Genomic DNA, 22,782 nt, shown 5'->3' on the forward strand with positions numbered 1-22,782 from the left:
CCCGCCGTCAAGTTCCTTACTTAACGCTCGTTCAGTGAGATGGCCCTCGTCGTGTACGGCTCGGCCGTCAGCACCCGCTCGACCGCGGCCGACCGGGCCGGCGTGCCGTTGCGGGCGTCGAACCGGGTGCCCAGCTCACGGGACGTACGGGACATCTCGGCCGCCAGCTCGGCGGCCGGAACGGTCTCCTCGCCCCGGCGGACCGGCGCGTCGCCGTGACCCAGCTCGGTCAGCCGGCGCAGCAGCAGCCCACCGGACGCGGTGAAACTCATCACCGCCGCCGGCGACGGCGCCTTCGGCAGCCAGCTCAGGTGCCGTTCGAGCAGCTCCAGGCCGCGGTGCTCGTTGCCCGTACGCGCGCAGAACTCGATGTGGTCGGCCACCGCGCCCATCTCACCGAGCTTGTCCTTGGCCCCGCGGTACGACCGCCGGAACGCGTCCGCCGCCTCGTCCGAGCGCCCGGTCCGGAGGTAGGGGAACATCAGCGCGCCGAGCACCGACTGCGGCTGCTTCTCGCAGTCCAGCTTCTGGGCCAGCGCCGCCTCGCCGACCGCGATCGCCTCGGCGTCCCGGCCGGTCGTGGCCAGGTACGCCATCCGGCTGTCCGGGTCACAGCCCGCGCAGTCGGACAGGTCGTCGCGCGGCGCGGTGACCCAGCGCTCGTACCACCGGGCCGCCGCGTCGTCGTCGCCGATGTGCCGGGCCACCAGGTGGCGGTAGTGGTAGACGGCCTGCGTCTTCTCGCCGGCCTCGCGGTAGCGGCGTTCCATGTCGTCCAGCACCGCGTACGTCCGGTCCAGCGGCACCTCGGGGAACTTCAGCAGCCCGCTCACCGCGAACTTGAAGTACCAGAGCAGCTCCCAGCTCCAGGCCTCGTGGTGGTCGAGACCCGGGTCGGCGTCGTACTCGGCCAGGCAGCGGGAGAACGTCACGAACGACTTCGCCGGCTCGCCGCTCATCACGTACGACTGGGTCAGGATCATCCGGGTCTGGAAGGCCAGCTCGGTCTCGCCGGCCGCGTCGGTGTGCCGGAGCACCTGCTCGAGCGCGGCGACCTGGCCCGGCCCGTACGGCAGATCGGTGGCCTGACCAAGCATCTGCCACAGCTCGTTGTATGAGTAGGCCATCACGCGCCACCCTCGACGGCGTGGCCCAGCAGGCCCAGGAACGAGCTGTTCAGCAGGTCGGCGTCGGCCGGCCGGATCGGGTGGTAGCCGAGCAGCAGCGCCTGGCCGTAGAGCGCGTCCACGGCCAGACCGGCCAGCTCGGGGTCGGCCAGCCCGCAGATCCGGCGGACCAGCGGATTGTTGTGGTTCAACACCAGCTGAGGCCGGTCGACCGGCACCGCGGCGGCCACCGCGCCGAGCACGTCAGCCCACAGGTCGTCGACCTTGTCGCGGGTCGCGCTCAGCTCGCGGCCGAACGCGGCGCTGCGGCTGACCAGGTAGAGCGCGGGCAGCCGGCTCGGCTCGAACGCCCGCAGCAGCACCTCGCAGCCCAGCCGGTCGAGCCGGCGCTGGGCCGCGGCCAGGAACGGGCGCAACGCCAGCTCGGCGTCCCGCTCCACCGACTCGAACCGGGTGGCCAGGTCGGACGGGTCCATCCGCTGAACACCGGGCAGCCGGGACAGGATGTCGGTGTCGTACGCGTACCCGGCGTTCACCAGCACCATGTCCTGCGCCGCGGCCACCGCCGCGAGCTGCCGGAACTGGTCGACATCGTCGACGTAGCGCACCACGCCGTGCCGCTCGCGCAGCTCGGCCAGCGTGGCCCGGCCGGCGTTCGTCTCCATCGGCAGCCACTGCTCGACCAGGCGCAGCATCTCGTCGTCGTGCAGGGCCAGCGCCTTGACGCCGAGGTGGTGCACGCGCAGGAAGTCGCCCAGCCGGCCCGGGTCCACTGTGGCCAGCCGCACCAGCCAGCCGCGGAGCTGGTCGGCGATCGCGTCCCGGGTGTCGGCCAGCAGCGAGTCGTCGTACAGGGCCTCGCGGCTGGCGGTCGGGCGCAGTTCGGTGCTGTCGACCACGCAGCGGACGAAGAACGCCCACTCGGGCAGCAGCTCGTCGACCGACTCGGCCAGCAGCATCCGCTTGAGGTAGACCCGGTGCCCGCCGCGCGTCGCCGGGTTGGCCGGGGTGGGCAGCACGAACGCCGCCCCGGACAGGCCCGCTTCGGGTACGGACAACGGGATCACGTCGAACGGCGTGAACCCGAGCGTCTCGGCGCCGTACCGCAGCATGTCGGCCCGGCTGCCGGCCCACGGAAGCGTCCCGGTCGTGGTGCGCCGGTCGTCGACCGTGACCTCGACCGGCAGCAGCGAGCCGTAGAGCGTGGCCAGGTGGACGACCGTGTCGTGGGTGCGGAACTCGTCGGTGCCCCGCCGCGGCAGCAGCGTGACCTCGGTGCCGGGCTCGCGGTCCTCGGCCGGCCGCACCTCGTAACGCCCGTCGGAGAACCCGATCCACCGCACCGCCGGCTGCCCGGCCTGCTGGGTGTGCACCCGGATCTCGTCGGCGACCAGGAAGCAGGAGAGCAGGCCGATGCCGAACTGGCCGAGGAACTCGTGCCGGGCGAAGCCCAGCTCGTCCCGCTTCGAGCTGCGGCCGATGGTGGCCAGCAGCTCGTGGACCTGCGCCTCGGTCAGGCCGATCCCGTTGTCCACGACCCGGATCAGGTCGTCGGTGGTGGTGATCCGCACCCGCCCCGCGTGGTCGGCGCCCACGGCGGTGATCGCGTCCACCGCGTTCTGCAGCAGCTCACGGACGTAGACGCGAGGGCTCGCGTACAGGTGATGGCTGAGCAGATCGACGATGCCGCGCAGGTCGACCTGAAACGTGTTACGCACGCAGAGAAGGTAGCGATCTCGGCGCGTTTTGGGCGTCCCGTTTTAGGGCTGGTCGCCTTTGGCGATGGGCGCGCGGACCAGGTTGCCCCACTCGGTCCAGGAGCCGTCGTAGTTGCGGACCCGCGGGAAACCGAGCAGGTGGGTGAGGACGAACCAGGTGTGGCTGGACCGCTCACCGATCCGGCAGTACGCGATCACGTCGTCGGACGGCGAAAGGCCCAGCCCGGCGCGGTAGATCGCGGTGAGCTCGTCGGCGCTCTTGAACGTGCCGTCCTCGTTGGCCGCCGACTTCCATGGCTTGCTCAGCGCGCCCGGGATGTGACCGCCGCGCAGGGCGCCCTCCTGCGGGTACGCCGCCATGTGGGTCAGCTCACCGGAGTATTCCTGCGGCGACCGCACGTCGACCAGCGGGCGCCCGGCCGTGCTGTGCTCGGCCACCTCTTCCCGGAAGGCGCGGATGGCCGCGTCGTCACGAACCGGCACCGGGTAGTCGGCACGCTCGCGGACCGTCTTCTCGCGGGTCAGCTCGCGCCCCTCGTCGGCCCACTTCTGCCGGCCGCCGTCGAGCAGCCGCACGTCGGCATGGCCGAACAGACTGAAGACCCACAGCGCGTACGCCGCCCACCAGTTGAAGTTGTCGCCGTAGAACACGATCGTGTCGCCGCGCCCGATGCCCTTGGCCGCGCACATCTCGGCGAACGCCGCCGGGTCGAGGTAGTCGCGGGTGACCTGGTCGTTGAGCTCGAGGTGCCAGTCGACCTTGACGGCGCCCGGGATGTGCCCGGTGTCGTAGAGCAGCACGTCTTCGTCGGACTCGACCACGACCAGGCCGGGCTCGCCCAGATGGGCGGCCAGCCACTCGGTGGTGACCAGGCGCTCGGGGTGCGCGTACGCCTGAAGTTCGGTGTTGTCGTCCAGCTCCACAGCCATGCCTCGAACCTATCCCCTATTCGACCGGACCGAGGGTGGGTCGCTTCGCGGTGACCAGATCGCCCGAGGACCGGCCCTGGAGGCGGCGCTTGATCCACGGCGCCAGGTGTTGACCGGCCCAGCGCAGGTCGGCGCCGCGGGCCAGCAGCCACGGCGTCGGGGCGGGGGCCGGCGGGATCAGCAACCACTCCTCGTCCACGCCGACGCCGAGCTCGGTCAGCACCCGGGCGGCCACCCGGCGGTGTCCGGCCGGGGAGAGGTGGATCCGGTCGGTCGACCACATGACCGGGTTGTTGCGGAAGGCGTCGTCGGCGAACAGGTCGATCAGGTGGGCGCCGTGCCGGTCGGCGATCTCACCGACGCCGCGGTTGAGCACGGCCACCCGAGGGCCGTAGATGCGCTGGCCGGGCAGGTGGGTCGAGACGTCGGCGAAGCGGAACATGACGACGTCGGCGCCGGTCGCGCGAATCTGCTCGATCACGCCGTCGAGCCGGGCGATCAGCGCTTCCGGATCGGCCTTGCGGCGCAGCGCGTCGTTGCCACCGGCGGCGAAGCTGACCAGGTCGGGGCGCATGGCCAGGGTCGGTTCGAGCTGCTCGGCGATGACCGCGTTCAGCAGCCGGCCGCGGATGGCCAGGTTGGCGTACCCGAAATCGGGGCCAACCTCGACCGCCAGCCGGGCCGCGACCAGGTCGGCCCAGCCCCGGAAGGTGCCATCCGGGTACGGATCGTCCATCCCCTCGGTGAAGCTGTCACCCATCGCCACATAGCTGCGCCAGGTCATCGTCCGCCCCGTTCTATGTCCTTTACAGCTATCTAGCTAAGCACTCGTTCACGGCGAAAAGCAGCGTGACGCTGCTGACACCCGTTACCTACACTCGCGGCCATGCTCCTGCGGATGTCCACGATGCTGCTCAAGACCCTGCGCGAGGACCCGGCCGAGGCGGAGGTGCCGAGCCATCGGCTGCTGCTGCGCGCCGGCTACATCCGTCGCGCCGCGCCGGGCGGCTACACCTACCTGCCGCTGGGCAAGCTGGTGCTGGACAACGTGGCCCGGGTGGTCCGGGAGGAGATGGCCGCGGCCGGCGCCCAGGAGGTGTCGTTCCCGGCGCTGCTGCCGCGTGATCCGTACGAGACGAGCGGCCGCTGGACCGACTACGGCGACGAGATCTTCACGCTCAAGGATCGGCGGGACACCGAATACCTGCTCGCACCCACCCACGAGGAGATGTTCGCGCTGCTGGTGCAAGATCTGACCAGCTCCTACCGGGACTTCCCGATGATCCTGTTCCAGGTGCAGACGAAGTACCGGGACGAGGCCCGCCCCCGGGCCGGCCTGCTGCGCGGGCGCGAGTTCCTGATGAAGGACGCGTACTCCTTCGACCTCACCGACGAGGGCCTGGCCGACGCGTACGGCGTGATGCGCGTCGCGTACCAGAAGATCTTCGCCCGGCTGGGTCTGGAGCACACGATCGTGTCGGCCATGGCGGGCGCGATGGGCGGCTCGGCCTCGGAGGAGTTCCTGGCCCTGGCCGACGTGGGCGAGGACACCTTCGTCGGGTGTGCCAAGTGCGACTACGCGGCGAACACCGAGGCCGTCGTCACGCCCGCGCCGCCGGCCCCCGAGGGCACACCCGGCCCGCTGACCGTGCACGACACCCCGGACACCCCGACCATCGCCTCGCTGGTCGCCCTGGCCAACGAGCGCGCGCTGGACGGCCGGACCGACTGGACCGCCGCCGACACGCTGAAGAACGTCGTGGTCACGGTGCACCACCCGGGCGGCGAGCCGGAACTGCTGGCGATCGGTGTGCCCGGCGACCGCGAGATCGACCTCAAGCGTCTCGACGCCGCGCTGGCGCCCGCCACGGCCGAGCTGTTCGACGACTTCGCGTCCCGGCCCGACCTGGTCAAGGGCTACATCGGGCCGCAGGGCAGCAAGATCCGCTACCTGGCCGACCCGCGGGTGGTGGCCGGCACGGCCTGGCTGACCGGCGCCAACCAGCCCGGCAAGCACGCCACCTCGGTGGTGGCCGGCCGCGACTTCACACCGGACGGGACCATCGAGGCGGCCGAGGTACACGCCGGCGACCCCTGCCCGCGGTGTTCGGAGGGGGAACTCACCATCCGCCGGGGCATCGAGATCGGGCACATCTTCCAGCTCGGCCGGCGCTACACCGACGCGTTCAAGCTCGACGTGCTCGGGCCGGACGGCAAGCCGGTGCGGCCGACCATGGGCTCGTACGGCGTCGGCGTGTCCCGGGCGGTGGCCGCGGTCGCCGAGCAGCACCACGACGAGCGCGGCCTGGTCTGGCCGGCCGAGATCGCCCCGGCCGACGTGCACGTGGTCGCCGCCGGCAAGGACGGGCAGGTGGAGGCCGCGTTGCGGCTGGCCGGCGAGCTCGTGGCGGCCGGGCTGCGGGTGCTGGTCGACGATCGCCCGGGTGTGTCGGCCGGGGTGAAGTTCACCGACGCCGAGCTGATCGGCATCCCGCACACCGTCGTGGTCGGACGCCGTCTGGGTGACGGGTACGGCGAACTGCGTGACCGCCGAACGGGTGGCCGTGACGAGGTTCTCATGTCGGACATGGTCGCGGCCCTGACCAGCGTGTAACGATGGCGGTCTCAAGCGACGGGAGGTGCGGACATGGCCAGGACTTCGGTCGCCGAGGTGATGACGCGACGGGTCATCTACCTCTCGGGTGACACGATGCTCGACGAAGCGGCACAGGCGATGCGCGACCAGGCGATCGGTGACGTGGTGGTGACCCACGGGCCGACCATGGCCGGGCTGGTCACCGACCGCGACATCGTGGTGCGCGCGATCGCCGAGGGGCTGCCGCCGAAGACCACCACGCTGGAGACCATCGCCACCCGCGAGATGATCATGGTGGAGCAGTCGGCGTCGGTCGAGGAGGCGGTCCGGGCGATGCGCGAGCGTGGCGTACGCCGCCTCATCGTTTGTGACAACGACCGCAAGGTGGTCGGCATCGTCTCGCTCAGCGACCTGGCACTGCTGCCCACGGCCGCCTAACGCTTCTCGTAGAGCCGCCGCACGGCCGCGATCAGCTCGTCCAGGCCGGTGGGCGGGCTGTCCGCGCGCCAGGCTCGCCGGGCACGAGTGGCTGGGCATCGCGATGGTGATCGCGGTCAACGCCGGGTCGGTCTTGACAGGCCTTCCGGGCCGGGCCGAGACTCGCTCCAGGGCCGACGCGGCCCGCCGCTCGCGCCCCTCCCGGGGTCTGGTGAACGCGTCCACGCCACCCTGATTGATTCGCTTCCTCCGCTCGGCGAACCAGTCGGCAATGCGAGCACCGGCCACGACGTTCGCCGTGGAGAGGGATCAGCCATGCGGACCTTCCGCGACGCCAAGATCATGGCCAAGACGCTGCGCAGCGAGGTTCTCGCGCGTACGCAGGCCGACCTGCCACACAGCGCGGCGCTCGAGATCGTCGCCCGCCAGTTCGGTTTCGACGACTGGAACGTGCTCGCCGCCCGGATCGCGGCCGCATCCGCCTCGCGCATCGTGCCCGCTGTGGAGACGTCCGGGCCCGAGGTGACCGACCCGCGCCGGGCCACCACGAGCACGATCCCGGTCCTGCGGATCTTCGCCGAGGAGCGGGCGCTCGAGTTCTACGTCGAATTCCTCGGGTTCACGCTCGACTTCGGCGGGCCGGCCGGCGGGCCCGGTACGTCGTTCTACGGCCAGATCATCCGGGGCGCGACGACGTTCCAGCTGAGCGAGCAGCCGTACGACCCCGGGGCGGGCGCCACGGTGGTGATCAACATCGACGGCCTCGACGAGCTGCGGGACGAGCTGCGCCTGCGCTACAGCGCGATGGGCAGCCGGGTCTGGGGACCGGCCGTGTGGGTGCCCGAGGTGCAGGAGATGCCCTGGCAGACGCGGGTGATGACGATCTCCGATCCGTTCGGCAACCACCTGCGGTTCAGCGAGCCGCTCGACCCGGCGGCGCGGGCCGGCCTGCCACGCTGGGCGCCTGGCATCACCATCGATCGAAGGTCGCGGTAGAATCACTCCGCACGCCCACGAAGTCCCTGGTCAGAGCGCTTTAGGCTGAGGTCGAACGAATCGCTTGGCGAGCCCGCCGGTCCTGGTCCGGTCACCGCAGGCCGACACGCGTGAAAGAAGCATCAGCCGTTCGGTTGTTGCATCAGGTGGGTGACAGACGCCACTATTCGATCCGTGGGCGATCTCCTGACGACCGGGCAAGCGGCCATCATGCTGCGTTCGTCGCGTGCGCATGTGGTCGACCTCTGCCTGCGCGGGCTGCTGCCGTACGTCCGGGTCGGTGGCCAGCGCCGCATCCGCCGGGCCGACGTCGAAGCGTTGATCCAGCCGGGCCTCAGCCGCGACGAGACCGAGTCACTGTGGCTGCACCGCGCGGTGGCCGGCAAGGTCGTCGCCAATCCGCCGGCCCTGCTCGCGGCCGCGGCGATCAACCTGCGCCGGCTCCGGCGGCTGCACCCGTCCGGCGAGAACTGGGAGTGGCTCGACCGCTGGGACGCGCTGCTCGACGACGGCGTGGAGGCGGTCCTCGACGCGCTCACCTCCAATTCCGAGCACGCGGTCGGCCTGCGCCGCGCCTCCCCGTTCGCGGGCGTGCTCAGCGAGGTGGAGCGCAGGACCATTCTTCTCGCGTACGCCGAGAGCCGACGCGGCCACGCCCGCCGGATGCGGGCCGACCAGCTGGAACGCGTACTCAGATCGGTCTGAGGACGATTCGGCCCGCCGGGGGCGGCTATGGATCGGGCGGACCCGAACGCAACGCGGCTACCGGTGGAGCCAGACCAGCAGGTCCGGGGGCGCCAGCTCGGCCGCCCGGGCCAGGTAACGCTCGTGCTCCGCGTCGGTCAGCAGCTCGCGGCCCGACCCGGAACCGCCGCGGCGGAAGAACGCCGTCCGGTCCTTCATGATCCCGGCCGGGTCCGGCGCCAGGTCGGTGGCCCGCTCCCGCATGCGCTGGAAGCCGGCGGCGTCGACCAGATCCTGATCGGGTACGGGCAACCCGAGGCGTTCCCCGATCCGGCGCATCTCGGCGCCCAGGTCGGCGGCGAGGTCGGCGTAGTGCACCAGCAGGACGTTCGGTTGCCGGGCGGCTCGTTGCCACGCGTCGCTGAGGTGCCACATGACGCCCGGGAGCGAGTCCAGGTCGTCGGCCGGCTCGGCGTCCCGCTCGATCCAGCGCAGCAGCGACGGCTTGATCGGCGGGCTCGGGGCGGCCTCCACGACCGGGCCGCCGGTCAGCTCGGCGATCCGCGCGCGGTTGAGGTTGTCGCCCTGGTGGAAGAGGGACACCGCCATGTCGAGCGGGTGCCGCGCCACCACGATGTAGGTCGCCCGCGGGTCGAGCGGGATCCCGTCCAGCGGAGTGTGGGTCTTGATGAAGCGGCGGTGCGTCTGGGCGTCCAGCCGGGCGAAGACCTCGTCGCGCGGCACGATCAGCCAGTCCAGCCACGGCGACAACGTCGGTAACGAGGCCGGCAGGTCGGGGCGCCGGAAGATCAGCAGGGCGCAGATCATCTGCATCCACGTGGTGCCGCTCTTGGACCGGGTGCTGATCACGATGTCGCCGTCCCGGAACGGGAATCCGTCCCAGCGACTGCTGTCCTCGTCGTCGGACTTATAGGAAGGGCGATCGCGCATCTGGCCGACCCTATTGATCGACCGGCTCCGGTGTCTTCTCGATTATCGCCAGGCTGGTGACCGTGCGACGACGTTCGACAACGAAGTACGCGCAGCTCAGGGCGTACCCGAGGGAAAGCACGAGCCCAACGGCCCGGACCGTGCCGGGAGCGACGGCCAGGACGGTCGTGATCAGCGCGCCCGCCGCCCAGCTCGCGAGCAGCACCGCGTTGACCGTGTCGTGGGCGGCCCAGCCGGCCATCGAGCGGCGCGCCTGCCGCCGGATCTCCTCCATCAGCGCGTGGCCCATGCCGACCGCGAGCATGCCGAGCAGGATCGTGGCGAAGATCGAATGCGCGCCGCCGGCCACGGCCGCGATGGCCGTACCGCCGCTGAGCAGGGCGAGGCCACTGACCGTGCCTACCCTCGCGCTACGTCTCTCCTCCACACCCACTGACAGTCGGCAAGATCACCCGCCGCCTGAGGTTGTCACGTTCCCGGCGCGTGCCGCGTCCTGTTTTCATGACGACAATCCTGGTGACCGGCGCGAGCGGCAACCTGGGGTCGGCCCTGCTGCCGCGGCTGACCCCGACCTACGACGTGCGGCCGATGAGCCGCCGGTCCCGGCCCGGGTGGGTCGCCGCCGACCTGGCCACGGGTAAGGGCGTGAGCGAGGCGGTCCGAGGCGCCGACGTGGTCGTCCACCTGGCGTCCTCGCCCACCAGGACCGTCGCCTGGTCTTCCAGCCGGTCGCGGTCGAGGACGTGGCCGGTCGTATCGCCGAGCTGATCGCCGGGCCGCCGGTCCAGGGCATCGTCGAGTTCGGCGGTCCGCGGCGGCTGACCCTGGACGAGCTCGCGACCGCCTGGAAGCGCGGTTCCCGTCGTCCCACCTGGCCCATCCACATCCCGGGCCGCTTCGGCCGCGAGCTCCGCGCCGGCGCGCTGACCACCTCGGCCGAGCCGCGGGGCACCCGCACGTGGGAGGACTATCTGTCCCGACTATCTGCGGAGGCCGGTCGTGGGCGAGGATGACGGGCGTGATGGCAAGCCTGACGCTAGAACCCGCCCTGTCCCGGCTCGACCTGCTGGCCGAGCCGGTGGCCGCGGCCCTCGAGGTGTGGCCCGCCGAGGCGCCGGTCGACGGCGATCAGGTGCTGGTCGCGTCGATCGATCCGACGCTGGCCGACACGGCGGCGTTCTGCGAGGCGTACGGCGTCCGCATGGAGGAGTCGGCCAACTGCGTCATCGTGGCCGGCAAACGCGAGGGCATCACCCGGTACGCGGCTTGTCTCGTGCTGGCCACCACCCGTGCCGACGTCAACGGCGTGGTGCGTCGCCAGCTCGACGTCCGCAAGGCCAGCTTCGCCCCGATCGACGAGGCGGTCCGGCTGACCGGCATGGAGTACGGCGGGATCACCCCGATCGGCCTGCCCAAGGACTGGCCGATCCTGGTCGACTCCCGGATCGGCGCCGAGCCCCACGTGATCATCGGCTCGGGCGTACGCCACAGCAAGATCGCCATCCCCGGCCCGGCCCTCGGCGCCCTGCCCAACGCCACGGTCATCGACGGGCTTGCCCGTTTCACGTGAAACGATCGGTTCAGCCGGCGTCGACGGCCTCGCGGCGGTTGATCTCGGCGAACGCGTCCTTCAGCACCTGGACCTCCTGGGCGCCCTGGATCGCGTACTTGTTGTCGATCACGAACGTCGGCACGCTCGTGATGCCGAAATCGCGGGCCGCCATGATGTCGGCCCGGACCGCGTTCACGCCATCGGTCGAGGCCAGATAGGCGAGCGCCGCCGACTCGTCCAGCCCGATGGTCCGGGCGACCCGGGCCAGCGCCGGCTTCGACCCGATGTCGACGCCGTCGGCGAAGTGCGCGATCTGCAACGCGTCCAGCATCGCCGCCTGCCGGCCCTGCTCGGCCGCCCAGGCGATCAGCCGGTGGGCGTCGAAGGTGTTCGCCGCCACGGCCCGCTCGAAGTTCAGCTCCAGGCCGTCGCCGGCGGCGAACGCCCGTACGTGATCCCAGGCCTCCTGGACCCGCTCAGGCCCGCCGAACTTCGGCGCCAGCGCCACGCCCAGCGGCACCGGCTGGGGAACCGGCGTCGCGTCAAGCTGATAGGCCCGATAGGTGACCGTGGTCGTGGAGTCGCCCCGCAGCGCGGTCTCGAGCCGGGTCTTGCCGATGTAGCACCACGGGCACACCACGTCGGACCACACCTGGATGTCCATGCTCACCCCTGGTTTCCCGTCTGTTCCCGGACCTGGCGCTTCAACCGGCCCAGGATCGCCGTGCCGCCGCGGATGCGGAGCGGGCTGATCGCCTGGCCCAGGCCCATCTGGGCGTACAGGTCGTCGGGCACCGCCAGGATCTCGTCGACGGTCGCGCCCACCAGACCCTCGGCCAGGATCCCGGCGAACGCCCGCGTCGTCGGCGCCTCGGGCGGGCAGTCGAACCAGGCCTCCACGGTCTGGTCCGGCCGCACCGAGGCCTTGAGGAAGAACGCCGTCTGGCATTCCGGGACCTGTTCCATGCCCTCGTGCGCCGCCATGCCCGCCGGCAGTGCCGGCACCGCGTCGGAGAACTCGAGCAGCATCTCCAGCACCACGTCACGCGGGGCGGAGGCGAACTCCTCGACGATCTCGGCGAGCTTCGGCGGCATGTCGGTCACGATCCGACCCTACTGCGGCCGCGCAGCCCCGGTGATCTCGACGTAGTGCGGGTTGTACATCACACCGAGCACGTTGCCGAACGGGTCGACCACCGACGCGGTCACGAAGCCCTGGTCGCCCTGCGGCGTGATCGGCATGTGCTGCTTGGCCCCCAGCGCGAGCAGCCGCTCGACCGTGCCCGCCAGGTCGTCGACGTGCCAGTGCATGACCGCGCCGCCCGGCTCGGTGCCGCCGCCCGGGGCCCACCGCCGGTCGATGATGCCCAGCTCGGCCTCGAAGTCCCCGACCCGGAACTCGGCGTAGGCGAGCTTCCCGTCCGGTCCGTTGCGGTGGAAGTAGGCCTCGGTCCCGAGGAATTCGGCGTACCAGGCCTCGGCCGCGGCCACGTCGTCGGCCCAGATGTTCAGCGTGGCGAATCCGCGAAGTGTCATGGGACGAGCCTAGAGACACTTGTGGAACGTATGGTTCCGCATGTGCTGGACACTTCGGTCCGTCTCCTGCGCCTGCTGACCCTGCTCCAGATCCGCCGCGACTGGTCCGGCGCCGACCTGGCCGGCCGACTGAGCGTGACCACGCGCACGATCCGCAACGACATCGAAAGACTGCGGATCATGGGGTACGAGGTGAGCTCCAGCACCGGCATCACCGGCGGCTACCGGCTGGCCGCCGGGACGGCCATGCCACCCCTGGTCCTCGACGACGACGAGGCGATAGCCGTGGCGCTGGGCCTCCGGGTGGCCGCCGCCGGCACGGTCGCCGGCCTGGAGGAGACCTCCCTGCGGGCCCTGACCAAGCTCGAACAGACGTTGCCGTCCCGGCTGCGCCCCCGCCTGGACGCCCTGCGCCACGCGATGGTGACCGCCCCCGGCGGCAGCCCCCAGGTCGATCCCCAGATCCTGACCACCGTCGCCGCCGCCTGCCGCGACCACCAGCAACTCCGCTTCGACTACACCCCGCCGGCCCGCTCCGGCCACACCGACTCCCCCGACCCCACCGTGCGTCGCGTGGAACCCCATCGCGTGGTCTACACCGGCCGCCGCTGGTACCTCCTGGCCTGGGACCTGGACCGGGCCGCCTGGCGCACCTTCCGAGCCGACCGCATCGTCCCGCGCCACCCCACCGGCCCACACTTCACGCCGCGCGAGCCCCCCGAGGACGCCGCCCGCCACGTGGTCCGGGGCACCGGTTCGCTGGCCTGGCCCCACCAGGCCCGCGTCCGTCTGCACGCACCCATGGCCACCATGGCCGAGACCCTCCCGCCGGCGGCCGGCCTCCTGACCGAGATCGACGCCGGCACCTGCCTGTTCGAAACCGGCACCAACTCCCTGCACGACCTGGTCAAGTTCCTGACCAGCCTGAACGTCGACTTCACGGTCGACGACCCACCCGAACTGCGCACGATCCTCCGCGACCTGGCCGCCCGTTACTCCGCCGCCGCGGGTTAGTCCACAGTGGGCGCGAGCATTGATGCGACGTCCCACTGGGATTCGATGACGCTGCGCGCGAACAGGTATCGGCGCACCCGCAACGCGTCCAGGTCGCACAGCGAGGCCATGCGGTTGGCGAAGCCGGCCGGGTCGCGGGCCAGCCGGTCGGGAAAGTTCAGCATGTGCTGGATCGGGTCGTAGGCCGGATCGCCCACGTACGGCTTCGGGTCGACGACCAGCCACGGCTCCCGTTCGGCGGCCAGCACGTTGTCCGGGTGCAGGTCGGTGCAGAGCAGCACGCTGGTGGTGGCCGACGCCGGCAGGGTTCGCCACAGGTCGAGGCCGGCTCGCGCCAAACCCTGATCATGGGGTACGGACGGAGCGAACCCGGCCGCCCACATCTCACACATGCCGGCCAGGGTGCGGAACGGATGCCCCGGCGGCGGGGTGATCCACAGGCGCTTGAGGAGCCCGGCCACCACGTCGTCGCGTTCCACCGGAGGCAGCGCCGCCGACAGCATCGTGCCCGGCCGACATTCCTCGAGCAACAGAGCCGTCGTCTCCTCGTACACCAGGCTCCGCAGAACCCGGACCACCCCGCGCCCGGACCAGAACCGCAGGCCGGCCGCCTCGTCGCGGGCCTCGTCGTGCCGCAGGCCGACCTTGAGCACCGCGCGCGAGCCGTCGTCGCGGGTCACCGGCGCGACCCAGGCCGACGAACCGCCCGGCTGATAGGCCGGGCCGAGCCGCAGCGACCAGCGTTCGGCCAGCCCGGCGACCCGCGCGGGCAGGCCGGCGATCCAGGCCCGCTCGGAATCGCCGGCCGTGGCCATCCAACGCAGGTTGACCGGAAGCGGGGCATCGATCATGCCGTCACGCTAGATCAGGTCATCACCGCCCCGGCCGGTCCCGGCGCAGGATGGTCAGGACGGCCGGGCCTCGGTCAACAGCAGCCTTCAGCGGGCCCGGGCCGCCCTGCGGACGGCCGGTCCCGTGCTCGAGGACATGCGCGAACCGGCCGGCCCCGAGGAGCGGGCGGTGGTCGAGCGCTACCTGGTGGCCTTCGAGGCGGCCGACGTGCCCGCGCTCACCCGGCTGCTGGCCGACGACGTGGCCCTGGAGATGCCGCCGGTCGACCTGTGGCTGGCCGGTCGCGATCACTACCGGGAGTTCATCGAGCGCGTCTTCGCCATGCGGGGCACCGGCTGGCGCCTCCGGCTGGTGCACGCCAACGGCAGTCCCGCGCTGGCGGCGTACGCCGCCGAGCCGGCTACGGGCGTACTCCGGGCGCATTCGCTTCAGGTCTTCGACGTGCGCGGCGGCCTGATCCGGCGCTGCGTGGCCTTCGTCGACCCCGCGCTGTTCCGGCTCTTCGGCCTCCCCGGCCAGATCGACCCGCCCGCCGGCCAAACCAACCCGCTTTCGAGTCTCCCCGGCCAAACCAACCCGTAAGGTCCGACGCCGGTCTGCCGACCGTGGGAGGCCGTGACCTACACCCCTGGCGGCGGTTACCAGACCGACCCCTACTCGCAGCCGTTCCCTGGCCCGGCCTTCCCGTCGCAGTCCGGGTATCCGCCGATGCCCCCGCCGCCCCAGCCGCCGGCGCACCGCCGGGGCCTCACCATCGCCCTGGCCGCGATCGGCGCGGTGGCGATCGCCGGCACGGCCGTGGTGGCAACCCTGGTCGCCACCACGAAACGCCCCGAGCCCAGCGGCACGGTCACCGGCACGACGGTCAACACGGCCCAGTCGGCCGCACCCACCACCATGATCGTCACCGGCACGATGACCTTGAAGGACGACGACCTCCTCGTGTACGAGGGAGGCTGCGCGGGCGACGGCGGCTACAGCGACATCTCCGACGGCGCCTCGGTGACCGTCACCGACGCGGCCGGCGCGATCGTCGGCCTGGGCCACCTGACCGGCTCCGAGACGTCCGGCTACGACGAGTGCGTCTTCTCGTTCGTGGTCAGCGACGTCCCCACCGGCAAGGGTTTCTACGGCGTCGAGGTCACCCACCGCGGGGCGGTCAAGTATGGCGAGTCAGACCTGGCCACCCCGGTCCACGTGAGCCTGGGCACCTGACCGCCCGGCCCAGTCGAGGACCCGGAGCGCCCGCAGGGTGTTCCATCGGCTGGGCCGCCCGTCGCCATCCTCCAGCACGAAGGGCACCGCGCCCGGGTGCGTGTTCTCCAGCAGCCAGGTGCCGTCCGGCGGCCGCTTGGCCGCGACCAGGTCGAGCGCCTCGTCCATCCGCGGGTCGTACCGGTCGGCGAGCCGGAAGTAGTCCAGGGCCCGCAGCACGTCGTAGTGCCAGCGGGCCGGGAAGGAGAACTGGGTGAAGGCCGGCGCCGCCGGTTCGCCGGTGCTGCGACGCCGGAACAACCGCCGGTCGAGCAGGAACTCCTCGGCCTCGCGCCGGGCCGCCGTGATCTCGGCCGAGCCACCGGTCGCCCGTTCGTAGGCGAGCAGCCCTTCGAGCACGTCGAGGGTGCTGGCGAACGACGACACCGTCGCCCCGGTCCAGGTCCAGCAGTTCCAGCCGCCGTCACCGAGCCGGTCGGCGAGCAGCCGCCCGACCACTCCGCCGGCCTCCGCGACATGCCCGAACCAGACCCCGAGCACCACGGTCATCCCGTTGATGCAGGGCTCCACCTCGCCGTCGAAGAACGGCCGCCCGTCCGCCTCCCAGCGCACGTTCCGGGCCACCTGGGTCACGGCCGCGTGCACCCGCGGGTCAGCCGGATCCACCCCGAACTGGCAGAGCTGCTGCAGAACGAACGCGGTGGCCGTCCACGGCTGCCGGTCCTCGTGACCCTCGTCCGGGTTCGGCACCGGGAAGTACGCGCCGCCACCCCAGCTGCCGTCCGGCTCCTGCGACCGCAGCAGTCGCGCGCCCCACCCCTCGCGGGCAACCCGGGCACGCTTTCGAGCCACCTCATCGGCCGGCGCCGCGACCAGATCTCGCAGGACCTGCCAGCGCACCGCCGGATCGGAGTCGAGCAGCCACGCGATCACGTCCATCGCCCGAGATTACGAGCGCTCCGGCGTCATCGTCACGATCGGCGGGAAGGCGGTCACCGCGGAGGGCCGGTATTGGTGGGCCGGAGGCAACACCATGCGAACCAACCGGCGACAATCGCGGGCGACCCCGTTGCCGCTGCGCTGCGCAGGCAAGCCGGTGAATGGAGGACTGAATGTATCGCCGCGTCGCCGGCCAGGACTTGATTAACCGTCAGCCATGACCGGGGCCTGGAACCGGATCTGGACGCTGCTGCCGGTGCCGCTCCGCGTCGTAGCCGTAGGATCTGCCCAGGCAGCGGGAAAGGATAATGGTCTCAGTGGTCACGTGCCACGCGATCAGGTCAAGTCGCAGCTGGGTGTGTACGTCGAGGCTGCACTGGCCCGCATCACGTCCTGGCGGGTGAGACCTCGACCGTTGGCCGGCGGGGAGCGCAGATCTCGGCAAGGCAGGCCCAGGCACCTGGCACATCGAGCGCGCGGGCGGCGTACGCGATGTCGAGCAATTCCGCGCTGAGGTACCGGTCGTACTTCTCGTGGGCCTTGGCCCGTACGGTTGCGGCCAACCACACCGGATCGGGCGGGGGCGCGGCGACGAGCGCACGGACCAGGTCGCGCAGTTCCGCTGGTGTGCAGTCGCCGACCGTGATGGCGAGCCCGTCCTGCCCGACCCGGCGGCCCAGACCGGCGAGCACGACCGCGATCGTGTTCATGATCCGGTCACCGCGCCACGGGAAGAGCACAGCGTCCGACCCGGACGCGAAGATGCCCGAGGTGGCGTGTCCGGTCTCGTGGAACGCCGTACGGCCCTCGGCCAGCATGGTCCGGGCGGCCGCGTCGAGATAGCGGGGCGTCTCGGTCGAACGGTACAGCCGGCGCATGGTGCGCCGTACCTCGTCGGCGATCTCGCCTCCGGTGCCGGGAAAGACGGGAGGGCGGCCAGCTTCCGCGGCTGTCAATTCGATGACCCGCAACGCGACATCGACGCTCAGCACCCGCCACCGCGCTCCGCTGAAGATGAGCATGGTACCGGGCAGGATGGGACGGTCGACCGGCAGCGAGCCGAGCGTGTAGCCGTCCGCGACGAGCCGGTAGTGCTCCGAGGTGCGAAACGACGCGTAGAAGCTGTAGTGGTTGACCAGGCGGTCGCCCGCACCGCCCGGCAGCAGCCGACCGTCGTCCTGCTGCTGGAGCAGATCGTGCCGGCCCATGTCGCGCAGCAGGGTCGCGAAGGCGGCTCGGTTCGCCCAGACGAAGGGCCCGCGTGCGCAGAGCACGTCGAAGAGCTGCCCGGCCGTCGCGCCGCCATGCTGCGCGGCGATCGACAGGACCTGCTGAATGAGCGTCGACACGTGCAGACCCGTGTCGTCCGGGGACTCGTACCAGCCGGCGAGCAGCAGCTCGACCATCGCCACGCTCTGGAAGAGCTCGGCGCGTAGCGCGTCCGTCGGGTTGCTGCCCTGGCCTCGCTCGCGCTCCGTGACATAGATTCGCAGGATCGCCGGCCGACCGGGCCTGCGGCCTGAGCGGCCGAGACGCTGGCGCAGGGCGTTCACCGTCGGCGGGGCGCCGACCTGGGCGACGGAGTCCACCGAACCGACATCGATGCCCAGCTCCAAGGTCGACGTGCAGATCGCGGTCACCGGTATGGCCGGGTCCTTGAGTCGCTCCTCGACGTGCTCGCGGATCTCCTTGGACAGGCTGCCGTGGTGAGCGAGGAACTCGGCGCGCGTGCCGGCGTACGCGGCTCGACGGCTGATCATGTCGGCGTAGGTTTCCACCGCGGCACGGGAGTTCGCGAAGACCAGATTGTCGGTGGCGCGCATCGTCTGGAACAAGTGGTCCGCGATCGCCGCCCGATCGGCCGGCTCGGCGTTGGCGGGCGGTTCGGTGATCGGGGCGAGGTAACCGCGGATCTGCAGCCTGATCTCGCCGCCGGGCTCCGCCGACGTCACCATCGCCACCTCGGTGCCGTATCCCGGTCGCAGGAATTCCGCCGCCGTGTCGAGGTCGCCGAGGGTGGCAGACAGCGCGATTCGCGGAACCCGCCGACCGGATGCCAAATCGACGCGGTGCAGCAGGGACTGCAGTTGCGCACCCCGTTCGGTGCCGATGAAGCTGTGCAATTCGTCAACGATCAAGTAGCGCAGGCCGCCGAAGATCCGCCGTACCCGATCACCGCGCCGGACGAACAGGGCCTCCAATGATTCCGGGGTGATCAGCAGGAGCCCGGCGGGGGAACGCAGGACACGAGCTTTTCCCGACGCGAGGGCGTCGCCGTGCCAGCGGTGCACGGGGAGGTCCAGGCATCCACAGAGGTCCAGAATCCGGTCATACTGGTCGTTGATCAGGGCTTTCAACGGGCTGATGTAGAGCGCCCCGAGGCCGGTGACGGCCTCGGGCTCCCCTGCGAGCGCCGAGCAGATGGGCAGCAACGCCGCCTCGGTCTTCCCGCTCGCCGTGGCCGACGAGATGATCACATCGCGGGCGCCGTCGATGACCACGTCCGCGGCGCGCTCCTGGACGTCGCGCAGCCGAGCCCAGCCCTGGTCGTAGACCCAGCGCTGAACCTGGGGGTGATACCGGGCGAAGGCCCGTGACGGCGTCCCGGCCGGCGGGTCAGAGCCGGAAGGAGGTGAGTTCGTCATCGTCGGCCGGCGTGGGCAGGTCGGCCTGGTCGGGCCGTACCGTGAGATCGACTGCCCCGACCAGCGTCGTCCAGGTCAGGTCCGGGTGCTGGTCAAGCATGGCGAGCAGGTCGAGGAAGCCACGAATGGTCTCGCGCGGCGTACGGAAATAAGCATCCCCGATCCGATCCGCGCAATGCTTCATGTACGCGGTGAGCGCCTCGTCCGGCACGAGGTAGGCAGCGGGGTCGCCACCCGCGTACACGTGCCGCAGCTTGGTCAACAATACGAACATGTCTTCCGGCGTGAGGTTGCCCAGCCGCAGCACCGGGCCGGACCGGTCGATCCGGTCGTCCGCGGTGAAGCTGTTCGCAGCCAACCGGGAGGCCAGCGCGGGGTACGAGAACAGGCCGCGCCGGGTGTCCATCAGGAACTCCGGCGTGCCGCCGAACAGGAACCCGAGGCCTTGGGCGTCGCCCTGCAGGCTGTCGTTGAGAATGCGCAACACCTGCTCGTAGTTGGCGTTGCGGGCCGCGGAGCTGGGCAGCTTGTACAGGTTGACCATCTCGTCGATGCCGACCAGCAGCCCGCTGAACCCGGCCAACCGGACGAACCGGCCCATCAACTTGAGATGATCGTAGAAGCTCGCGTCGTCGACGATCGTGCGGACACCGAGGGCGGCCCGCGCGTCGACGCGGCTGGTGAATTCACCCCGAAGCCACCGTACGGCGTCGTTGCGCAGCCGCTCGTCGCCGCCGTCGTAGCCCCGCCAGTACGCGCCGATCACGGCGGCGAAGTCGTAGCCGCCGGTCGACTCGGACAGACTCGCCAACCGCGCGGCGATGACGTCGGCCGGCCGGTCACCGTTGGCGTTGGCTTCGTTCAGCGCCATGGTGACGAACCGTTCGACCACGCTGGCCAGCGCACCGCCGTCCGGCCGGGCACGGGTGGCCACGTTGTGCATCAGCTCTGCGTACAGCCCGCGGGCCTGCCCGGATGCCGCGTGCAGCCGTCGGTCGGGCGACAGATCGGCGTGGACGGTCACGAGCCGCTTCTCCAGCGCGATCGACCGGATCAGATGCAGGAAGAAGGTCTTGCCCGAGCCGTACTCGCCGATGACGAACCGGCAGGCGGCGCCACCGTCGGCGACCCGTTCCACGTCGTGTAGCACGGCCTCGATCTCGGCGGCCCGGCCGACCTGGATGTGGTGCTGGCCGCTGCGGGGCACGACCCCGGCCCGCAACGACGCCACGACGGCGTCCCGCTCGCGCGGGCGGATCCGGCCGGCCCGCGCCGGCGTGGTGGAATGCGTCAACGGAGCAACTCCTGCAGTACGTCGTCGTCTACCGCGAGGGTAGCGCCGTCGCAGACGACCGGTTCCCCGGCGGTGTCGATCGCCACCTCGTTGAGTACGTCCAGTGCCCCGTCCGGGAGCACGCCATGGGCGCCGGCGAGCACCACGAACTCCGCCCGCGTCCAGGACGGCCGCTCGGCGAGCGCGCGCAGCAGCCCGCTGTGTGCCGGGTCGAGGCCGACGATCGTCGCCACCTCCTCGACCGTGTTCACCGGCGTGGTCAGGGCAGCCGAATCGACGTCGGCGTCGGCGTCGGCGTCGAAGATCGTGGCGAGCAATGTGGCCACCGCCGCGCTTTCGGCGGTCTTCCGGCTGATGGCCGCCGGGTCCAGCCGCACCTCGCTGCCGGGCTGCTCCGCGCCCGGGGTTGAGGCGCCTGGGGTTGCGGCGCCCGCCGACCACGGCAGCGCGAAACCGCCGCTGTGCGGCTCGGCCGTCCGGACCACCACCGGTTCGTCGTAGCCGTCAACGGACGGCAGCGAGCTCGTCACACCGACCTCGTGCAGCCGGCGGAACAGCAGGTCGGGCTCCAGGCCGAGGATCCGGTAGACGCGGCTCAGCGCCGAGACGGCGGCCGGTGGAAACCCCGGTGCGACCGCCGCGGCCACCGAGATCAACCAGCGGCCGGCGACCTCCCGTTCCGCGGTGGTCAGCCGGGTGACCTGTCGGGGCAGCCGGTCGACCTCCACCCCAGTGGCGATCAGCCAGCCCAGCCGGGCCGCGAGGCGCGACCGTTGCACGGCTGGGACCCGGCACGCCGCGGCCAGCACGGCGACGGTGTCCAACGTCCGTACCCAGGCCGTGCCGTGCGGCGCGATCGGCCCGGCGGCGGCCACGACGGCCGTCGCGCACCGGGCGATGGCGGCCGCGGCGGCGAACCCCGGGCCTGGCCGATCGGCCTGCGTACCACCGGATCGGCCGGCCGATCCGGCCGGCCGTCGCCACACCGGTGCGCCGGAGCGGAACAGCACCACCGGTCCGGGACCGAGCGCGGGAGCGCCGAACCGGACATCCGGCTCGACTCCCACCCCGAGCAGCGCGAGCACCTCGATGAAGGCCGCAGCCTCGTCGCGGGCCATCCGACCAGGTGAGGCCGTCGACCAGAACGCCGCGAACTCCGCCCCCTCGACGACAGCCAGGTCGCGCCCGTCGAAGCGGGCCTCCGTCCACACCCGCAGGGCACCGAAGCGCCCGCGGTCCGCATCGAGCAGATCCGCGGGCAGCAACGCCGTCGCGGCGAGCGAACCCCGGCTCTGCGGAAACCGCGTCACCATCCGGCGGTACGGATCAAGCGCGCCGGCGACCTCGTCGATCAACGCACCGAGCGCCCGTCCGCTCCGCGGGTCGGCCAGCACGTCGGGCAGGTCCTCGCGGCACACCAGGGTGGTGCTCAGCTCAGGGTTGGCCGGCTGGTATCGGATTCGTAGGCCGGGCCGGTCGTCGGGTGGTACCAGCCCCGGCCCGAACGTGTGGCGGTAGCGCAGCGCGAACAGTCGGCCGAACTCGTCCGGGCACTGGGCCGGCACGCTGCGTGGTACCAGCAGCGGGTGGTGCCGCACCCACATTTCCGCCCACTCTGCCGGTACCGGCGTGCCGGCGGCGGAGAATCCGGCCAACGCCACGCGCAACGCCGCGGGCCCGGTCGGATCGGGCCCGCCGGTGGGCGCCCCGCGCGGCGCGGCCAGCACGTCCAGCAGCTCCAGCAGGCTCTCGAGGCGGCTCGCCAGGTCGGGGTTGTCCGGCCCGTACCGGTCACCCAAACGGAGTACCTCGGCGGTGATCATCCGGAACTCGTCGCGCGCGATCGGATGGTGTCCGGCATCGTGCAGTACCCGGCGTTCCAGTCCGAAACAGAACAACAGCACGAAGCCGGCCGGCACGGGGGCGCGGCGACCGCCCGCATGCCAGCCGAGGTAGGCGCCCCGGGCGGACGGCGTTAACAGGTGGTACGCCGGCGGCGACCCAAGATCATCCACGGTCGGAACGCGCGCGTCCGACACGACCGGCAGCTCAGGATCGAGCAACGCCGGCTCGGTCCGCCCGGTCACGCCGTCGAGGTGGCCGCCGACGTAGACAAGGCCGCCGGGGATAGCATGTCCGGCGACGTCCACACATTGGCCGTACGGCACCCAACGTCCCTCGGTCGAGGTGGGGTGAGACGGCTGCACCACGGGCCACACTGTATCCGTCGACCGGCATCGGCGCCTTCATCGGAATGGGGTTCACGACGCGGTGACTGAAACATCCATCGATGAG

General features: G+C 71.4%; 24 protein-coding genes. 10 read left to right on the top strand and 14 right to left on the bottom strand.

Annotated features, from left to right (window positions below; genetic code table 11):
- Positions 1 to 20: 20 nt before the first annotated feature.
- From AB0O15_RS00730 to AB0O15_RS00745, 4 genes are read right to left on the bottom strand one after another with little or no spacing between them, the layout of a single operon-like run.
- Entirely contained in the window at positions 21 to 1,127 is a 1,107-nt protein-coding gene (locus tag AB0O15_RS00730; protein WP_364312164.1) for a hypothetical protein, read from the bottom strand.
- Positions 1,127 to 2,845, bottom strand: a complete 1,719-nt coding sequence (locus tag AB0O15_RS00735; protein ID WP_364312167.1) for an HSP90 family protein — start codon at positions 2,843 to 2,845, stop codon at positions 1,127 to 1,129. Before AB0O15_RS00735 ends, AB0O15_RS00730 begins: the two co-directional genes overlap by 1 nt.
- Positions 2,846 to 2,887: 42 nt before the next feature.
- Positions 2,888 to 3,775 (bottom strand): sulfurtransferase, encoded by an 888-nt coding sequence (locus AB0O15_RS00740; protein ID WP_364312170.1) that lies wholly within the window; start codon positions 3,773 to 3,775, stop codon positions 2,888 to 2,890.
- A gap of 16 nt (positions 3,776 to 3,791) precedes the next feature.
- Positions 3,792 to 4,559 (bottom strand): SGNH/GDSL hydrolase family protein, encoded by a 768-nt coding sequence (locus AB0O15_RS00745; protein WP_364312172.1) that lies wholly within the window; start codon positions 4,557 to 4,559, stop codon positions 3,792 to 3,794.
- A gap of 102 nt (positions 4,560 to 4,661) precedes the next feature.
- On the opposite strand from AB0O15_RS00745, the gene AB0O15_RS00750 reads away from it, so the two are divergent.
- From AB0O15_RS00750 to AB0O15_RS00765, 4 genes are all read left to right on the top strand, one after another.
- On the top strand, positions 4,662 to 6,389 hold the full coding sequence (locus AB0O15_RS00750; protein WP_364312175.1) for a proline--tRNA ligase: 1,728 nt from the start codon (positions 4,662 to 4,664) through the stop codon (positions 6,387 to 6,389).
- 33 nt (positions 6,390 to 6,422) lie between these two features.
- Positions 6,423 to 6,809 carry a CBS domain-containing protein gene (locus tag AB0O15_RS00755; RefSeq protein WP_364312178.1) on the top strand — a complete coding sequence of 129 codons (387 nt, stop codon included), beginning with the start codon at positions 6,423 to 6,425 and terminating at the stop codon, positions 6,807 to 6,809.
- A 315-nt stretch (positions 6,810 to 7,124) separates the two neighbouring features.
- Positions 7,125 to 7,805, top strand: coding sequence for a glyoxalase superfamily protein (locus tag AB0O15_RS00760; RefSeq protein ID WP_364312181.1), 681 nt, complete (start codon positions 7,125 to 7,127; stop codon positions 7,803 to 7,805).
- A 174-nt stretch (positions 7,806 to 7,979) separates the two neighbouring features.
- Complete coding sequence (locus AB0O15_RS00765) at positions 7,980 to 8,510, top strand: helix-turn-helix domain-containing protein (protein ID WP_364312184.1); 531 nt, start codon at positions 7,980 to 7,982, stop codon at positions 8,508 to 8,510.
- A gap of 57 nt (positions 8,511 to 8,567) precedes the next feature.
- On the opposite strand, the gene AB0O15_RS00770 is transcribed toward AB0O15_RS00765, so the two are convergent.
- Together AB0O15_RS00770 and AB0O15_RS00775 are read right to left on the bottom strand one after the other, a co-directional pair.
- The gene (locus AB0O15_RS00770) at positions 8,568 to 9,440 is read right to left on the bottom strand and encodes a sulfotransferase domain-containing protein (RefSeq protein WP_364312186.1); all 873 of its coding nucleotides are present in this window, start codon (positions 9,438 to 9,440) and stop codon (positions 8,568 to 8,570) included.
- A gap of 10 nt (positions 9,441 to 9,450) precedes the next feature.
- Positions 9,451 to 9,867 carry a hypothetical protein gene (locus tag AB0O15_RS00775; protein WP_364312189.1) on the bottom strand — a complete coding sequence of 139 codons (417 nt, stop codon included), beginning with the start codon at positions 9,865 to 9,867 and terminating at the stop codon, positions 9,451 to 9,453.
- A 74-nt stretch (positions 9,868 to 9,941) separates the two neighbouring features.
- Between AB0O15_RS00775 and AB0O15_RS00780 the strand changes: the two genes are divergently transcribed.
- From AB0O15_RS00780 to AB0O15_RS00790, 3 genes are read left to right on the top strand one after another with little or no spacing between them, the layout of a single operon-like run.
- Positions 9,942 to 10,208: an NAD-dependent epimerase/dehydratase family protein gene (locus AB0O15_RS00780; protein WP_364312191.1), complete on the top strand. Its 267-nt coding sequence runs from the start codon at positions 9,942 to 9,944 to the stop codon at positions 10,206 to 10,208.
- Positions 10,184 to 10,453: a hypothetical protein gene (locus AB0O15_RS00785; RefSeq protein WP_364312194.1), complete on the top strand. Its 270-nt coding sequence runs from the start codon at positions 10,184 to 10,186 to the stop codon at positions 10,451 to 10,453. The genes AB0O15_RS00780 and AB0O15_RS00785 overlap by 25 nt, the downstream gene beginning before the upstream one ends.
- Before the next feature lie 8 nt (positions 10,454 to 10,461).
- Positions 10,462 to 11,010: a YbaK/EbsC family protein gene (locus tag AB0O15_RS00790; protein ID WP_364316915.1), complete on the top strand. Its 549-nt coding sequence runs from the start codon at positions 10,462 to 10,464 to the stop codon at positions 11,008 to 11,010.
- A 10-nt stretch (positions 11,011 to 11,020) separates the two neighbouring features.
- On the opposite strand, the gene AB0O15_RS00795 is transcribed toward AB0O15_RS00790, so the two are convergent.
- The 3 genes from AB0O15_RS00795 to AB0O15_RS00805 are packed head-to-tail and all read right to left on the bottom strand — an operon-like array spanning position 11,021 to position 12,528.
- Positions 11,021 to 11,656 carry a DsbA family oxidoreductase gene (locus AB0O15_RS00795; RefSeq protein ID WP_364312196.1) on the bottom strand — a complete coding sequence of 212 codons (636 nt, stop codon included), beginning with the start codon at positions 11,654 to 11,656 and terminating at the stop codon, positions 11,021 to 11,023.
- A gap of 2 nt (positions 11,657 to 11,658) precedes the next feature.
- Complete coding sequence (locus tag AB0O15_RS00800) at positions 11,659 to 12,096, bottom strand: SufE family protein (RefSeq protein WP_364312198.1); 438 nt, start codon at positions 12,094 to 12,096, stop codon at positions 11,659 to 11,661.
- A gap of 9 nt (positions 12,097 to 12,105) precedes the next feature.
- Positions 12,106 to 12,528 (bottom strand): VOC family protein, encoded by a 423-nt coding sequence (locus tag AB0O15_RS00805; RefSeq protein WP_364312201.1) that lies wholly within the window; start codon positions 12,526 to 12,528, stop codon positions 12,106 to 12,108.
- A 42-nt stretch (positions 12,529 to 12,570) separates the two neighbouring features.
- On the opposite strand from AB0O15_RS00805, the gene AB0O15_RS00810 reads away from it, so the two are divergent.
- Positions 12,571 to 13,542 (top strand): YafY family protein, encoded by a 972-nt coding sequence (locus AB0O15_RS00810; RefSeq protein ID WP_364312204.1) that lies wholly within the window; start codon positions 12,571 to 12,573, stop codon positions 13,540 to 13,542.
- Here the strand turns inward: AB0O15_RS00810 and AB0O15_RS00815 are convergent.
- Positions 13,539 to 14,393 (bottom strand): aminoglycoside phosphotransferase family protein, encoded by an 855-nt coding sequence (locus AB0O15_RS00815; protein ID WP_364312206.1) that lies wholly within the window; start codon positions 14,391 to 14,393, stop codon positions 13,539 to 13,541. The two genes, AB0O15_RS00810 and AB0O15_RS00815, sit on opposite strands and share 4 nt — an antisense overlap.
- 124 nt (positions 14,394 to 14,517) lie before the next feature.
- Between AB0O15_RS00815 and AB0O15_RS00820 the strand changes: the two genes are divergently transcribed.
- Together AB0O15_RS00820 and AB0O15_RS00825 are read left to right on the top strand one after the other, a co-directional pair.
- Entirely contained in the window at positions 14,518 to 14,976 is a 459-nt protein-coding gene (locus AB0O15_RS00820; protein ID WP_364312209.1) for a nuclear transport factor 2 family protein, read from the top strand.
- Positions 14,977 to 15,009: 33 nt separating this feature from the next.
- Positions 15,010 to 15,609 (top strand): hypothetical protein, encoded by a 600-nt coding sequence (locus AB0O15_RS00825; protein WP_364312211.1) that lies wholly within the window; start codon positions 15,010 to 15,012, stop codon positions 15,607 to 15,609.
- On the opposite strand, the gene AB0O15_RS00830 is transcribed toward AB0O15_RS00825, so the two are convergent.
- From AB0O15_RS00830 to AB0O15_RS00845, 4 genes are all read right to left on the bottom strand, one after another.
- Positions 15,568 to 16,548, bottom strand: a complete 981-nt coding sequence (locus AB0O15_RS00830; RefSeq protein WP_364312214.1) for a hypothetical protein — start codon at positions 16,546 to 16,548, stop codon at positions 15,568 to 15,570. The genes AB0O15_RS00825 and AB0O15_RS00830 overlap by 42 nt on opposite strands.
- Positions 16,549 to 16,934: 386 nt before the next feature.
- Entirely contained in the window at positions 16,935 to 19,193 is a 2,259-nt protein-coding gene (locus tag AB0O15_RS00835) for a DEAD/DEAH box helicase (protein ID WP_364312217.1), read from the bottom strand.
- On the bottom strand, positions 19,165 to 20,487 hold the full coding sequence (locus AB0O15_RS00840; protein ID WP_364312219.1) for an ATP-binding protein: 1,323 nt from the start codon (positions 20,485 to 20,487) through the stop codon (positions 19,165 to 19,167). The genes AB0O15_RS00835 and AB0O15_RS00840 overlap by 29 nt, the downstream gene beginning before the upstream one ends.
- Positions 20,484 to 22,697 (bottom strand): TerB N-terminal domain-containing protein, encoded by a 2,214-nt coding sequence (locus AB0O15_RS00845; protein WP_364312221.1) that lies wholly within the window; start codon positions 22,695 to 22,697, stop codon positions 20,484 to 20,486. Before AB0O15_RS00845 ends, AB0O15_RS00840 begins: the two co-directional genes overlap by 4 nt.
- Positions 22,698 to 22,782: the final 85 nt, after the last annotated feature.

This window comes from Actinoplanes sp. NPDC089786 (assembly GCF_040684855.1).
Lineage (GTDB): Bacteria > Actinomycetota > Actinomycetes > Mycobacteriales > Micromonosporaceae > Actinoplanes.